General features: G+C 59.2%; 8 protein-coding genes and 2 pseudogenes. 3 read left to right on the top strand and 7 right to left on the bottom strand.

The features are described from left to right. From C9413_RS32715 to C9413_RS14325, 6 genes and pseudogenes are all read right to left on the bottom strand, one after another. Nucleotides 1–223, bottom strand: a pseudogene (locus C9413_RS32715) (MarC family protein); the annotation flags it as partial. Between the two features lie 401 nt (nt 224–624). After that, entirely contained in the window at nt 625–1,944 is a 1,320-nt protein-coding gene (locus C9413_RS14345) for a glucoamylase family protein (RefSeq protein WP_039845823.1), read from the bottom strand. Between the two features lie 5 nt (nt 1,945–1,949). Further along, nucleotides 1,950–5,861, bottom strand: a complete 3,912-nt coding sequence (locus C9413_RS14340) for a glycosyl transferase (RefSeq protein WP_039845822.1) — start codon at nt 5,859–5,861, stop codon at nt 1,950–1,952. 75 nt (nt 5,862–5,936) lie between these two features. After that, entirely contained in the window at nt 5,937–6,506 is a 570-nt protein-coding gene (locus C9413_RS14335) for a histidine phosphatase family protein (protein ID WP_039845821.1), read from the bottom strand. A 16-nt stretch (nt 6,507–6,522) separates the two neighbouring features. Next, nucleotides 6,523–8,982: a phosphoketolase family protein gene (locus tag C9413_RS14330; protein WP_170250578.1), complete on the bottom strand. Its 2,460-nt coding sequence runs from the start codon at nt 8,980–8,982 to the stop codon at nt 6,523–6,525. Nucleotides 8,983–9,324: 342 nt separating this feature from the next. Further along, complete coding sequence (locus C9413_RS14325; protein WP_039845820.1) at nt 9,325–10,017, bottom strand: CBS domain-containing protein; 693 nt, start codon at nt 10,015–10,017, stop codon at nt 9,325–9,327. A gap of 364 nt (nt 10,018–10,381) precedes the next feature. Between C9413_RS14325 and C9413_RS14320 the strand changes: the two genes are divergently transcribed. Beyond that, nucleotides 10,382–10,534, top strand: coding sequence for a hypothetical protein (locus tag C9413_RS14320; RefSeq protein ID WP_170250575.1), 153 nt, complete (start codon nt 10,382–10,384; stop codon nt 10,532–10,534). Nucleotides 10,535–10,578: 44 nt separating this feature from the next. On the opposite strand, the gene fba is transcribed toward C9413_RS14320, so the two are convergent. Beyond that, on the bottom strand, nt 10,579–11,643 hold the full coding sequence (fba, locus tag C9413_RS14315; RefSeq protein ID WP_039845818.1) for a class II fructose-bisphosphate aldolase: 1,065 nt from the start codon (nt 11,641–11,643) through the stop codon (nt 10,579–10,581). Nucleotides 11,644–12,572: 929 nt separating this feature from the next. Between fba and C9413_RS14310 the strand changes: the two genes are divergently transcribed. Together C9413_RS14310 and C9413_RS14305 are read left to right on the top strand one after the other, a co-directional pair. Further along, nucleotides 12,573–13,751, top strand: a complete 1,179-nt coding sequence (locus tag C9413_RS14310) for an acetate/propionate family kinase (protein WP_039845816.1) — start codon at nt 12,573–12,575, stop codon at nt 13,749–13,751. Between the two features lie 309 nt (nt 13,752–14,060). Beyond that, nucleotides 14,061–15,047: pseudogene (locus C9413_RS14305) on the top strand (SbmA/BacA-like family transporter); the annotation flags it as partial. Between the last annotated feature and the right edge of the window lie 96 nt (nt 15,048–15,143).

Below are 15,143 nucleotides of genomic sequence, written 5' to 3'. Positions count from 1 at the left end.
GTCCAAGCAAACCGGCGATTGCCAGCGCGGCTGCCGAAAAGAGGATTGCTCTCCTGGCCATCGAACGTCGAAAGCGACGGTCGCAGTTGCTTGTGATAGCCACGAAGGGCACCAGGATCTTGATCGGACCAAGCATCAGAAAAAGCATGAAGAACATTTTCCGCGCGCCGAACTCCACCTCCGGCGTTCCGGCTCCAACCGGCGACTGCGCAAAGGACTGCATTGGAAAGCAGACCGGCAGGATCATCGCCAGGGGGAGGATTAGGAGAACCGATCGACCGGCGCGCCGCTCCCGGGGTTTTTCATGAGGGATCGATTGGCGCAAACTAATAAGGCCGAGCGCGTAAGATAGGGCGGCCCCGGGGGATATGTCCCGCAGCCACGTCAACGATGACCAGTCTCCAGCCAAAAGAGCGCCTTTCTATTGCTTGGAGCCGAAAGCCGGATTTCGAGGTGAACGACATAGCCGGCGATGCGCTGAATGAGCTTCCAAACTGTGCGGTTCACCGCAACCGCGACACGTTCGATCCCTCGAAATCGGGCGCCTTTCACCTGAAGCCCCAACCTTTGCGTTGAAACGAGGGCGGCAGCCGGCTCTGTCGCGCGAGACGATACACATCCGGCCTAGAGCCATCCCCCCGAAAAACCTGCTCGGCGCAATCCCGTCACGATGGGCTTGCATCGGCGCATGATGTTCCACAGCAAACCGGTCCGGTAGTTTTCGATCATCAGCACCACCGGCCCTTGGTCGATGCCAAAGTGATAGGGACTTACCCACGATCCGGTCGGACTGGCTTCCATGGAATAGGTCTGGTTGAACGACGGTTTGAAACCGTAAAGCCGGGTCATGCCGAGGTTCATCCGCGCAAAATTGCGCACTGTCGGCACGACAATCTCCGGCGCGAACGGGAGCGAGGCGACAACGACCCATGGCGCGACAGTCCCATCGTCAGGCCCGAAGGGCGCCCCACGGGCAATGTAGTCGAAGAACTCCCGGTCCACCCCATCGATCGCCCGCTTACCCCAACCGGGTCCGTCGCACGCGGTGAACCCCCAGCAATGCTTGCCATACCCAGCAAGGTTCATCGGATTGCGGATTGCGTATTCTTGCTGGACATATGTCGCGTGCCGGCTGTTATCGAAATAGTCGGTGTCGTGCTGGCGCATGAACGCGTCGCGAATGCCTCGAAAGTCGATCCACATGTGCGACAGTTGGTGGGTAAACAGCGGCCCCGAATACAGCAGCTCGCGACCATAGATATTTCTCCATTCGTAAGTCTCGGTGTAGGCGGCATAGGATTCGGGCGGCAACGGGTGAGTTGGGGATCCCAAACCAATGATGTAGAGCAGCAGGCCTTCATCATAGCCACGCCACCGGTGGGGGATGAAGCCACTTTCCGGACGCCAGCCATGCGTTAAAGTTGCACCGCCATCGCGCGCCCAGTTCCAGTCTGCACGCTCGTAAAGCGCCATCGCGAGCTGGCGGATCTCCGCCTCGTCGGCCGTGTCGCCATCAAAATAAGTGGCAACGGTCAAGGCGCCCGCGAACAGGAAAGCCGAGTCGATCGTCGACAACTCGCATTGCCAAACCCGACGCCCCGTTTCGAGGTCCAGAAAATGATAAAAAAAGCCTTTGTAGCCGCATGAATCCGGCTCAGGTCCCTGCGGGCATGAGATCAGGTATCTCAACCGGCTACGGGTTATCTTTGCCGCAAATTGGCGGATGAGGACGCCGCGTTCGACAACCACGGGGATGGTCGCCAGCGCCATGCCGATCGCCGCGATGCTTGCCGGTGCGTTCGGTTCTGTCTTGTCGCGCACCAGGCCGTTGTCAGGGTTCGTGCATTGGAGATAGTATAACAGCGTCGTGAATTGCAGCCGACCGAGGTCCTGGTCCGTCGGCAGGCGGTCGAGGTCGGCGTCGGTGGAGAGCGTTTCGGGCATGACCGCTAACCAATGATAACGTCGATATCATGCGTGCGCGCGTCCTGCGCAAGCCGGACGCTTTCGTGCGCGACAGGCTCACCGTCCAGTGTGACGGAGTGCACGCCTCGGCCGATGCCCTTCGCGTTGTCGAAACGGATGCGGTAGGTCGCCGGTCCATATCGGTATATGATCTCATAGGCCGGCCAGCTTGCCGGAACGCATGGTTCGAACTGCAGAAACTGTCCTTGCCGGCGAAAGCCAAGGATCGCCTCGAGCGCCACACGATAAAACCAACTGGCCGATCCGGTGTACCACGTCCATCCACCGCGTCCCGTGTGCGGTGGCGCGCCATAGATATCGGCGGCGACCGCATATGGTTCGACCTTGTAGCGTTCGACTTGATCTCTCGTCGCCGCATGATAAATCGGATTAATCAGGTTCCAAAGCTTCAAGGCGAGATCGCCGTCGCCCTGCAAAGCTGTCGCCCAGATGACCCAGGTCGCCGCATGTGTGTATTGGCCGCCATTTTCACGGATGCCGGGGACATAGCCCTTGATGTAGCCGGGCTGCAGCACGCCTTCGTCGAAAGGCGGGTCGAAGAGTTTGATCAGCTTGTCCTCTTGGCGTACGAGCCGGTCGTGGACCGCACGCATTGCCTGCGAAGCGCGTTCAGCATCGGCCTGGCCTGAAATGACGGCCCAGGCTTGCGGGATAGCGTCGATCTGGCATTCGCTGTTCAGGGACGACCCAAGCGGCGTGCCATCGTCAAAATAGGCTCGGCGATACCAGCCACCGTCCCAGGCGTTGGCTTCAAGGGCAATGCGCAGGGCCTCGGTTCGTTCGCGGCACCAGGCGGCACGGCTTTCATCTCCGCGTGACGCTGATATCGTGGCAAATGAATTCAGGACCGTGAGGAAAAACCAGCCGTTCCACACGCTCTCCCCCTTGCCTTCGGCGCCGACCTTATTCATGCCGTCGTTCCAGTCACCCGTTCCCATAAGGGGAAGGCCGTGACTGCCCAAACGGTAGCCATGCTCCAGCGCACGAACGCAATGCTCGTAGACGGTGCCGGACTGCTCGCTGGTCGCTGGCTGGTTGAAGTCTTCCTCTTGGTCGTCTTTTAGCAAAGGTGACTTGATGAATGGCACCATCTCATCAAGGAGTTGAACGTCACCTGTCGTGGAAACGTAGTGGTGAACGACAAGGGGTAGGAAATACAAGTCGTCTGTTATCCGAGTGCGTACGCCGATGCCAGACGGTGGGTGCCACCAGTGCTGGACGTCCCCCTCCTCGAATTGGCGCGCCGTCGATCGCAGGATGTGTGAGCGGGCCTCGGTCGGCGCGCTGTAGACCAGTGCCATTACGTCCTGCAGTTGGTCCCTGAATCCATACGCGCCGCCAGACTGATAGTTGGACGTGCGCGCCCATACGCGGCATGCCAAGACCTGATACAACAACCAGCGGTTCATCATCAAGTTCAAGCCTGCATCCGGCGTCGAGACCTGAATCGCGTTCAGAATGTCATCCCACTGGCGGGAGACAGCCGACAGGCTCGCGGCTGCGCGCTTGAGGTCGGCATGCTCCTGGACGAGCCTACGGACCTCATCGAGGCCGGCAGCCTCTCCAAGGACGAAGACAACCTCTCTGCTTTCCCCGGGGGGCAGGGAGATATCCACCATCAGCGCAGCGCAGGGATCAAGAAGCGGACCAAAACGTTCCGCCAGATCTGTTCGCTCCAGGGCCGCCGGCTGAAACACGAAACCGTATTTGCCTAAAAACTCTCTGCGGTCGGCCGTGGCCGACCTTGCCGGCTGACTGGCGCCTGCAAACGCCAGCTTTCCGGCAAAGTCGCCGGCCCAGAGATTATTGGCTACGATCGCACCAGATCTGGCATCCCGCTCGCAGACGATCCGCGTTGCCGTCTCTTCGCGCTGCGTCCCCAGCACCCACTCGGCGAAATAGGTTGCGGTCACATGCCGAACTCGGGTGTCCCCGTTGCTAAGCCTGAGGCGTATGATTTTGACCGGATCGTTCGGCGCGACCGATACCGTCAGCTCTTGATTGAGATGACGACTATAACTTGCATACCGGCTGTAACCTTGGCCGTGACGAACAGTCACGACCGCACCGGGACCGAGCGGTAGGGGCGTCGGCGTCCAGACATCGCCGGTTTCCTCATCCCGCAAATAGAGGACCTCGCTCGGCGCGTCCGTAACCGGATCGTTCGACCACGGCGTCAGCCGGTTCATCTGGCTATTCTCTGACCAGGTGTAGCCAAGACCGGCTTCGGTTGTCAGACAACCAAAATCAGGGTTTGCGATCACATTGGTCCAAGGCGCGGGTGGCAAGGCGGGGGCTCGGGGTTTGACTGCATCCACGCGCACGACATACTCGCGCCCGTCGGGCGTGAAGCCCCCGAATTCGTTCCAGTGCTGTAAATCCTCGACCGGGTCAGGATGTGGGGCTGCAGATTGCCCGCTTACCCGAACGGCTAACGTCGGCGAAAGAGGTGACAGAGCGGGGGAGGGCAGGTTGAGCTGATCGGCAAGTGTGCCGCGGCTTCCCAGCAGGACAATGCGCGCTGCCGCGGCGATGGTCCCCACGTGATCGCTTTCGGTTTCGGGTTCGGAAAGGACAAAGATTCCGCCAGGTTTGCCGATCATTTCGGCTTGCGGGCCTGACTGTAGCTTTTCAGTCTGTCGCTTAGCGCTGGCTGCGCCACCGTCGTCGAGCAGCACCAGGTCGAATCTCAGGCCCCTGCGACCGGCGAAATCGTGGCCCATCGTCACTTGGCTAACGAAGGCATCATCCCTGTCGCCATTGGCTCGGACAAGCACGATCGGAAGGTCGCCGGAGATACCATGAGCCCACAGAGCGGTTCGATCCAATCGATCTCGCTCGGGCCCAGCCGCCTGCCGCAGGGTCGGGTTCGCAAATACGACATTCCCGGCCAGCCGATTGAACAGCGAGACATCGTCAGACTTCAGGGTCGAAGTGCGAAGCTCATTTTCGTATCTCTTTGAAGCTTCGGAGAACGCTCGCTCGACGGTGTCGAACTTGGCATATCTTTCGGCGATGAGCTGCACGGCTGCCTGATCATCGGCAGCGCCTGTGACGAAGGCGACGCGCGCGTCGGCGCCGGGCGCCAGACGAACCGTCCGCCGCAGACAGAAAATCGGGTCGAGGACAGGGCCAGTCGTTCCGGAGAGCGATCCACCCGCGTCGAATGCGACGGGGTTGGCTGTTGTCCGGCCCCGACCAAGAAATCTCAGCCGATCGGTTTCATATTGGACCGCTTGCGAAGGCGGCAGGTTTGATGAAGAAACGTGAACGGCCCAGATGGCTTTCTCCCCGGCAGCACGTGGCCTTCGACGCGCAAATAGGGCGCCTGTCGCCTCGTCATATCGTGTTTCGACAAAAAGCTTGGCAAAGCCCGGATGCGACATGTCCGCGCGACGATAGTTCAGGCAGACTTCGGCATAGCTTGTCAGTTCGAGGGTTCGCTCCCGTGTGCCATGGTTCGAGACTGTGAGCATACGCACTTCCGCGTCCAGATCGGGTGCGACACAGATTTTTGTGAGGATTTCCATGTCGCCGGCATGGCAGCGGAATTCGGCCCTGTCTCCGTGAAAGGCGTGCGCATAGACATTCGCGGGCCGAAATAATGGCTGCTTTCCGATGGACCAGAGGTCGTTGTCGCTTAGATCCCGAACGTAACAAAATTGGCCCCAGCAATCACGGGTGGTGTCCTCGCGCCACCGGGTGATGTCGAGGCCTTGCCATGTTCCGTAACCGGCCCCGGCGGCTGTGACCAGGACGCTATACCGATCGTTGGAAAGCAACGCGACCGCGGAGCTCGGATTCGCCAGCTCCGCGACGCTATCATGTCTCGCCGCCGCCTCAGGCGTGCTGTGGCCGTGAATTGATTTTACCATCAACGTTTTTCCCACTCAGAAGGACGACACCCGCCTCGAAAGACCATCACCAACTGCTGGCAGCTTTCCCGCACACTACTCATAGACTTGTCCATTCCAGACCCTCACTGCGGGTATCTCGTGGTAGTAGGTGAGGACGCTCAACGTGCCGGTATTCAGGAGAAAATGCTGTCCGGCACGCGGTGGCAGGCCAATCCATCGCGCTGCAAGCACGCGCAGCACGTGCCCGTGCGCGAACAACGCAACGTCGCCGTCTGCAGCCCGTGTGCGCGCCACGACTCGATCCACTCGAGCACCAATTTGCCTCGGCGTCTCGCCTCCGGGGCATCCATCACGGAAAATCAACCAACCCGGTCTTTTCGCCTGAATTTGCTGGGGCATCAGGCCCTCATATTCGCCGTAGTTCCACTCCATCAAGCCTGGATCGATGATGGCCTCGGCGCCGAAGCCTACCAAGTCACACGTCTCCCGTGCCCGCTGCAGCGGACTCACAAGAACGAGCGCGAATGTTTGCCGAGCCAACACCGGCCGCATCCGTTCCGCTTGTTGTCGTCCGTTGTCGGTCAAGGGGACTTCTGTCATGCCGGTGTGTTGCCCGCTCAAGCTCCACTCGGTCTCCCCATGCCTGATCACGAATACTTTCACGTCCAGCCCTCCTGGCTTAGACGTTGTCTGCCTCTGTCGATCGCAGCTCTCCCAAGGCAGCCGACTGTCCCCACGTCCAGCCCGAGGTTCCGGGCACGTCGTCGCCATATTTTTCGATGTGCTGCCGGTGTTCGATCAGCTTCTCGTGAATTGCCTGTTTGAAATAGGCAGCGCGAGCGCCCAGTTGCGGCAACCGGTCGATGACGTCCTCCACCAGATGGAAGCGATCCATCTCATTCAGCACCACCATGTCGAACGGCGTCGTCGTCGTGCCTTCTTCCTTGTAGCCGCGGACGTGCAGATTGCCATGGTTGGTGCGGCGGTAAGTGAGCCGGTGGATGAGCCACGGATAGCCGTGGAAGGCGAAGATGATCGGCTTGTTCTTGGTGAACAGAGCATCAAAATCGCGATCCGGCAGCCCGTGCGGATGCTCTTCCGGCGGCTGCAGCTTCATCAGGTTCACCACATTGATGACGCGGACCTTCAGCTCCGGCAGGTGCTTCCGGATCAGATCGACTGCTGCGAGTGTCTCGAGCGTCGGGACGTCGCCGCAACATGCCATTACGACGTCAGGCTCGGTGCCCTTGTCGTTGCTTGCCCATTCCCAAATGCCAAGGCCTTCACTGCAATGCTTGATGGCCTGATCCATTGTCAGCCACTGCGGGGCAGGCTGCTTGCCGGCGACGACGACGTTGACATAGTTGCGGCTGCGCAGGCAATGGTCCGTTACAGAAAGCAAGGTGTTCGCATCCGGGGGCAGATACACGCGGACGACATCCGCCTTCTTATTGACCACATGATCGATGAACCCCGGGTCCTGATGGCTGAAGCCATTGTGGTCCTGCCGCCAGACGTGGGAACTCAGGAAGTAGTTGAGCGAGGCGATCGACCGCCGCCACGGGATCTCGTGGCAGACCTTCAGCCATTTGGCGTGCTGGTTGAACATCGAGTCGATGATGTGGATGAAGGCTTCATAGCAAGAAAAGAAGCCATGCCGGCCGGTTAGCAGGTAGGCTTCCAGCCAGCCCTGGCATTGATGCTCGCTGAGCACCTCCATCACCCGTCCGTCCGGCGCTAGATGATCGTCCTCCGGATAGATATCCGCCATGTAGCAGCGGTTGGTGACTTCCAGCACATCCTGCCAGCGATTCGAGTTGTTTTCGTCAGGGCTGAACAGGCGGAAGTTGTTGTTCTCCATGTTCATCTTCATGATATCGCGGAGAAACGCCCCCATCATCCGCGCCGATTCGGCGATGGTTGCCCCAGGGCTCGGCACGGAGACCGCGTAGTCCTGGAAGTCGGGCATCTTCAGGTCCCGCAGCAGCAAGCCGCCGTTGGCATGCGGATTGTCGCTCATTCTACGATGCCCTGCGGGGGCAAGCGCTGCCAGCTCCGGTTTGAACCGGCCTCCGTCGTCAAACAGTTCCTCGGGGCGGTAGCTCTTCATCCATGCTTCGAGAATGCGGAGGTGTTCCGGCTTGTCCATGTCGCCCATCGGCACCTGGTGCGACCGCCAATAGCCCTCCGACTTCTTGCCGTCTATCTCAGGCGGGCAGGTCCAGCCCTTGGGCGTGCGGAAAACGATCATCGGCCACATCGGACGTTTCACGTTGCCCCTGTCGCGGGCATCCGCCCAGATTTCCTGGATATCAGCCATTGCGGTGTCAAGTGCGCCCGCCAGTTGCTGGTGCACGCTCGCGGGGTCATCACCCTCGACGAAATACGGCGTGTAGCCCATGCCTTCGAAAAATTTCCTCAGCTCGTCGCGAGGAATGCGGGCAAGGAAGCACGGATTGGCGATCTTGTAGCCGTTTAGGTGCAGGATAGGAAGCACACAACCATCGCGAGCAGGATTCAAGAACTTGTTGCTTTGCCAGCCTGTTGCAAGCGGCCCCGTCTCGGCTTCTCCGTCGCCGACAATGCAGGCGACAATCAGATCCGGATTGTCGAATGCCGCTCCGTAGGCGTGGCTGAGGGCATAGCCCAGTTCGCCGCCCTCGTGAATGCTGCCGGGTGTTTCCGGAGCAACGTGACTCGGGATGCCGCCCGGGAAGCTGAACTGTTTGAACAGCCTTCTCATGCCTTCCGTGTCTTGGCCAATGTTGGGGTAGACTTCGCTGTAGGTGCCTTCGAGATAGGCGTGCGCGACCAGCGACGGTCCGCCATGTCCCGGCCCAATAACGTAAATCATGTCAAGATCATCGCGTTTGATAACGCGATTGAGGTGAACGTAGAGCATGTTCAAACCTGGCGACGTGCCCCAGTGACCAAGCAGCCGTGGCTTTATGTGCTCGCGCCTTAGCGGTTCTTTCAGCAGTGGATTGTCGAGAAGATAGATCTGGCCAACGGAGAGGTAGTTCGATGCCCGCCAATAGGCGTCCATTGACTGCAATTCTTCCGTCGAAAGCGGGGCGCCCGTTGACATGTTCTCGTTTACAGCGACCTTTGCATCTCGTGCCGTCTTGAGCGAAACCATGGGTACCTCCTCCTCTGAGCCCAGATTGCTACGGTAAGATCTTCCAAGGTGAGAAATCGTCGAACTTTTAACTGCTAGCGACTGGGGCGAACGCCCCGGCATGGGACGCTGGCGGCGAGGGCACAATTCGTAGCGCGGTCGTTATCGACCGAATATTTGCCACAGCAGCGTGTTTGGACATCAGCCTGAAACGCTGGCACGCCCGTGATTACCGCCCAGCCTCTATTTCCTATCCCGCTCGGCTATCCAAAACAGCTTCGTCCCAGTTTGCAAATATTCAAGCATTCTAATACTCGCACGAAACGCATCCGAAGCACAGCTAAAATCGAAGGTACGTGAGGTTTAATCCGAAGGCGTGATCGCAGATCCTTTCGGATCTTCGGAGAAGTGCTCAACCACTCCTCTCACACCGCGAACACTTTCGGCAGCAACGCGCGCCGCCTTCTTGCACTCTGCCGTGTCAACGTTTCCCCATAGGTGAGCCACACCGTCGGTTACGGCTACGGTCACGTCTTTTCCGAGAAGACCCGTATTTTCGCTGAGCCGTATCGCAATGCTGCGACGGACGGCTTCGTCACCTCGCGCGGTTTCGTCTAGGTCGGCTGTAACAATCACTTTCAGAAGATCTGCACGACTAATGATGCCGACCAGCACGCCTTCTCTCATAACGGGAATGCGCTTGATGCCATGCTTCTGCATCAACCCGGACACCCGCCCAAGCGGCGCGTCCTCTTCCACGACAACTGGCGCGCGGCTCATGACGTCTGCAACCCGCCACGCGTTACTCTTAACGTAAGCCGTGGCTTGCTCCTCGGCGGTAAGTGCCGACGTTCCGAGCTCGGCAATGGCTCCCCGCCCTAATTCCGCTCTGCGCAGCAGATCACCCTCACTGATGATCCCGACGAGGCAACCCGCATCGTCGATGACCGGAACACCGCTAATGCAATTGGCAAGCATGACCTCGGCGGCTCGCCTGACACTGTTATCCGGTGATACCCCGACAACCTTCGTGATCATCACATCTTTTACTAGCATCTCCGCACGACCTCCCCCTGAGGACACCGAGGATCCAACAACATAAACCTGGTGCGGGAGTTCGACAACCAATTTACCGGCTTTTGTTGCGGCTGTGCCTCAGGTCCGGTTCACCGTACACGTCCACTCCATCCTCACTGCATTCAAAGACCGCGTTGCGGCAATCGCGCAGGGCGGGTCGGTTTCCGCATTGCTGATGACGGTGATCGAACCTTCGGAAAGCATCTGCATGATCTTGTGCAGTTGCCTGAGGCCAGCGTCGTGTCGATTCGAACTGCGAAGGCCGGATGCAAGCGACACTGCGTACACACATGGCTTTCATGATGGCACTCACGGGTCACCGCGGCAATGAGGTGGCATCGGTGTGGCCGTCACGCAGGAACTCGTCATCCACCTGTCCGACATCGTGCTCAGGCGCAGCACGCGTGCGATCGAGGGAACGCTGACGATGGAAGGCTTGCGCGAGAGGTCAGCGGGATTGCCGCAGCGGGGCTCGGATGGACGGAACATGAAATAGAGGGCAGGGCAGCGGACGCTCCGGCGTCCGCTGCAGTTTCGCTATCAAGAAAAAGTCGGGTCTAGCGCGCCGGAGTTGTAACGTTTTGCCATTTCCGAAAGCGGAAGCGGCCGGATTTGCGAAGCCTTGCCCGCCGTTCCGAACTGTTCGAACCGCTCCTTGCAGAGCTTCGTCAGCGCCACCATGGCCGGTTTCAGATATTTGCGTGGATCGAATTCGCTGGGGTCTTCCTGCAGAACACGCCGGACCTGGCCGGTCATCGCCATTCGGACATCGGTATCGATGTTGATCTTGCGAACACCATTCTTGATACCACGCTGTATTTCCTCGACCGGCACGCCCCATGTCGGCTTCATCTGGCCGCCGTACTGGTTGATGATTTCCTGCAGCTCGACCGGGACCGATGATGAGCCGTGCATCACCAGATGAATATTCGGCAGCTTCTCGTGAATCTGCTCGATGACGTTCATCGCCAGCACCGAGCCGTCCGGCTTGCGGCTGAACTTGTAGGCGCCGTGCGATGCGCCCATCGCAATCGCCAGCGCATCGACCCTAGTTTCGCGGACGAATTTAACGGCTTCGTCCGGATTAGTCAGAAGCTGATCTTGCGAGAGCTTGCCTTCGGCTCCGTGGCCGTCCTCGGCTTCGCTCATGCCGGTCTCCAGCGAACCTAGGACGCCGAGTTCTCCCTCCACAGAAACGCCGCCGAGATGAGCCATCTCCGTCACCTGTTTGGTGACCCCGACATTGTAGTCCCAATCGGCCGGTGTTTTGGCATCCGCCTTGAGCGAGCCGTCCATCATGACGGATGTGAAGCCGGATTGAATGGCGGTCATGCAACTAGACGGTTCGTTGCCATGATCGAGGTGCACGCAGACCGGGATGTGGGGATAGATTTCGACGACTGCATCCATCATGTGCTTCAGCATGATGTCGTTGGCATAGGCTCGGGCGCCCCGAGAAGCCTGCATGATCGCGGGCGCGTCGAGCGAATCGGCCGCCTGCATGATCGCGAGGGCCTGTTCCATATTGTTGATATTGAATGCGGGCACTCCGTAGCATTTTTCTGCGGCGTGATCGAGCAACTGTCTTAATGTAATGCGTGCCATCAAGCCTCTCCTTCTGAACAGCCCTAAATGGGGTAGAAGATAAGTGCATGTATCCTCATTATAGCGAGGATTGGTTGGAACCCGAAGCGTTACTGCGACCTCAGCAAAAAATAAAAGACCGGCTCCGCATCGCACGGGGAGCACTTCGCGCAAAAGCGGCTGGCATTTGGCACGAGTCCAATCCTCGAGAACTATCTGGACGGACTGGGTTTGACACCGGCCGGGCATTGCTCAGCGTCAACGTAACGGCTGGCACGACTATCGCCGCCGCCGGAATCTTCCCCGCCACGTTGCGGACCTCGCGGGCTCTATGGGGACATCCTTCGACTCTTTCAAAAGCCGTTCGATTCTGACTCGAATAGCCAACGACCTCGGCACCGCGCTCGGCAATGCGCCTCATGAGTTTGGTGGAGTGCCCCGACCGCAATTTGTAGCTCGTGCCCACTATAGCAGCATCAGAGTAGCTCGTTCGTAGCTTCCAACTCCGGTGCTCACGATTTCTTGCCTAGCTCGACCTGCATCTCGATGGACTTTGGGCGCACTCGACTTGTTATAGTTATGGTGTTGCTGTAAATTCTAAATTAGTTACTTTAGCTAACGATCCGGGAGACCACTTAGATGCGCGGTGACAAAAAGCCAGTAAGATGAGAAGCCTGATCAACGATCAATGGCCCTGTTCACGCTCTTCATCACCGACCCGGTCGTTCAACATCTTCCCGGCCTGATGTCAAACGCGATATGGCGCAGAATGCTCCCCCGTGGCAGGCCGGGCACAAATGCTGGTGGGTCAAACTTGAGGCATGCCGCCGCCGCGGGAATCGTGCTAACCTTGCTTTCGGGATTCGGTGCGCAGCCGACTGGCATCGTGCTCGCTCACGACGCTCTACGCCGCCGCCCGTCGGCGTAAAATAGAAGTGGCGGCCTGAGCTATGGACGCAATTCTTGTCATCAATGCAGGCTCGTCGAGCCTGAAATTTCAGATCTTCGAGATCGCCGACACCGGCCCCGGCCGCTGCATTCGGGGTCAGATCGATGGCATCGGCGTACGACCTCGTCTCGTGGCCAGCGCCGCCGACGGTACCGTCCTTGTCGATCGCCGATATACGCCAGACGTTGTCGATCACCTGCCGGCGGCAATCGCCGAAACTCGCGCCTGGCTGCAGACCCTCGAGGGGTTCACGCTCCGGGCAATTGGTCACCGCGTCGTCCATGGCGGTCCGGACTACGCAAAACCGATCCTGATCAACCACGACATCCTGGACACGCTCGCCACTTTCCAGGAGCTTGCGCCGCTGCACCAGCCAAACAACCTGGCGCCGATCCGGCTCGCCATGGAGATCAATCCGGAGGTGCCGCAGGTCGCTTGTTTCGACACGGCTTTCCATCGCGGTCACGCCCCGCATACGGATTGTTACGCCTTGCCATCGACCTATTACGAGCATGGCGTGCGCCGATACGGCTTCCACGGCCTGTCCTACGAATATATCGCCGAACGGTTGACCGAAGTCGCCCCCGGCATCGCGGGTGGACGCATTGTTGTTGCCCACCTCGGCAGCGGCGCCTCAATGTGCGCGCTGAAGGAGGCGCGCAGCGTGGAGACGACGATGGGCTTCACTGCGCTCGACGGCCTGCCGATGAGCACCCGGCCGGGACAGATGGATCCCGGTGTCGTGCTGTACTTGATCGATCAAAAGGGCATGACCGCAGCGGAGGTGACCGATCTTCTCTATGGGTCGTCCGGCCTGAAGGGCCTTTCCGGCATCTCCGGTGATATGCGCGATCTTCTTGTCAGCGTCGACGCGCGTGCCGCCTTCGCGATCGATCACTTCGTCCATCGCTGTGGGCTGAGTGTCGGCATGCTTGCCGCCGCGCTCGGAGGTCTCGACGCGTTCGTGTTTACAGCCGGCGTCGGGGAGAACTCGGCCGCGATCCGCGCCCGCATTAGCGAACGGCTCGCCTGGCTCGGCGCCGAACTCGATCCCGTGGCCAATGAAGAGGGCGCAACTCTCATTTCCACTCAGGCAAGCCGCGTTGCACTCTATGTTCTGCCGACGGATGAGGAACTGATGATCGCGCGTCATACGCTTGCGCTCATCACAACGCCCTGAAATAAAACGCAGGGTTGCGCTTGGCGGCTTCTTCAGCCGCTCTCGACCCGATCCTGACCTGCGTGCTGCTGCCCGGGAAGGTCCGCAAAACTCAGAGGAGCAGTTCTTCGCTCGAGCGCGGAATCGTTGGGACAGCAGAGCCGGCAAATGGCAGGAGACGGGAGTTCTCTAAGTCGAATGCTGGCTAATCGCGATAGAGACCTATGAGGTAAAGCAGCGGCAAGACGATTTCAAGTTAAGACGATCGTTCGTGGCACCGCCGGTTGCAGCTGGGTCGTAAGTCATTGAGCTTGCCAAAGGGAGGATGGCATGAATAGCCAGCAAATTCCGCTCAAGGTAACCGCAGTTCGCTTTGCGCGCGCGGTCCGGCATTTTTCGACCTCCGATGTCGGCAAGAAGGCCAATTTGATGTTTGCGGTGCTCGCTGCGCTGTTATTCGGCGTAAGCGGCCTCAACGTTGTCAACAGCTACGTCGGCCGAAACTTCATGACAGCGATTGCAGACCGCCAGACCCCCGAGTTCATCCGGCAAGCGATCTTTTACGTCGGTGTTTTCGCTGCTTTGACAGTTTTTTCGGTCATCGCACGATTTGTCGAAGAACGGTTGGCACTACTTTGGCGCGAATTCATAGCCCGGCGCGCTGTGACGCTTTATCTCGCCAATGGCACCTATCACCGCCTGGATGTCTCGGGGCAACTTACCAACCCGGACCAGCGGATCGCGGATGACGTTCGCGCGTTCACCAGCACGACGCTCTCCTTTGTCCTACTACTGTTCAACGGCACTCTGACGATAGTGGCCTTTTCCAGCGTGCTGTGGTCAATCAGCCCATTGCTGTTTGTCGTGGCTGTCCTCTATGCGGCTGGCGGCTCTTACCTGACGGTTCTGCTCGGACGGCCGCTGATCAATCTGCACTACGATCAACTCGACAAGGAGGCCAACTTCCGCTCCAGCCTCATTCATGTGCGGGAGAACGCCGAGTCGATCATCCTGGAACGCGGCGAGGGGCGACAGCAAATTCTCCTGTCGCATCGACTTGACGATTTGGTCGCAAACTTTCGCCGCATTACGGCCGTCAATCGCAACGTGGGGTTCTTCACCACCGGCTATAACTGGCTGATCCAGATCATTCCCGCCCTGATCGTTGCTCCGGCATTCATAAGAGGAGACATCGAGTTTGGCGTGATCACACAGTCGGCCGCAGCCTTCGCGATGCTCGTAGGCGCGATCTCGCTTATTGTCACCCAGTTCCACTCTATCTCCTCCCTTGCCGTAGTGGCCGCTCGTCTCAGCCACTGACTGGACGCAATCGAACAATCCCGAACTACCGCAGCCTGGTCCCTCACGATCGTCTCGATCCTAGGACACGCGCCCTACGCCCCGGTCTCCTCG

It is taken from the genome of Rhizobium sp. SEMIA 4085, assembly GCF_013004495.1.
GTDB classification, from domain to species: Bacteria; Pseudomonadota; Alphaproteobacteria; order Rhizobiales; family Rhizobiaceae; genus Rhizobium; species Rhizobium gallicum.
Note: the sequence above shows the minus strand (reverse complement) of the source record. Positions and strands in the feature narration are given on the sequence as shown.

What these genes read in the sequence shown, in the direction of transcription:
- C9413_RS14345 (WP_039845823.1), bottom strand. Translation starts at nt 1,944, where the DNA reads ATGCCCGAAACGCTCTCCACCGACGCCGACCTCGACCGCCTGCCGACG.
- C9413_RS14340 (WP_039845822.1), bottom strand. Translation starts at nt 5,861, where the DNA reads ATGGTAAAATCAATTCACGGCCACAGCACGCCTGAGGCGGCGGCGAGA.
- C9413_RS14330 (WP_170250578.1), bottom strand. Translation starts at nt 8,982, where the DNA reads ATGGTTTCGCTCAAGACGGCACGAGATGCAAAGGTCGCTGTAAACGAG.
- C9413_RS14325 (WP_039845820.1), bottom strand. Translation starts at nt 10,017, where the DNA reads ATGCTAGTAAAAGATGTGATGATCACGAAGGTTGTCGGGGTATCACCG.
- fba (WP_039845818.1), bottom strand. Translation starts at nt 11,643, where the DNA reads ATGGCACGCATTACATTAAGACAGTTGCTCGATCACGCCGCAGAAAAA.
- C9413_RS14310 (WP_039845816.1), top strand. Translation starts at nt 12,573, where the DNA reads ATGGACGCAATTCTTGTCATCAATGCAGGCTCGTCGAGCCTGAAATTT.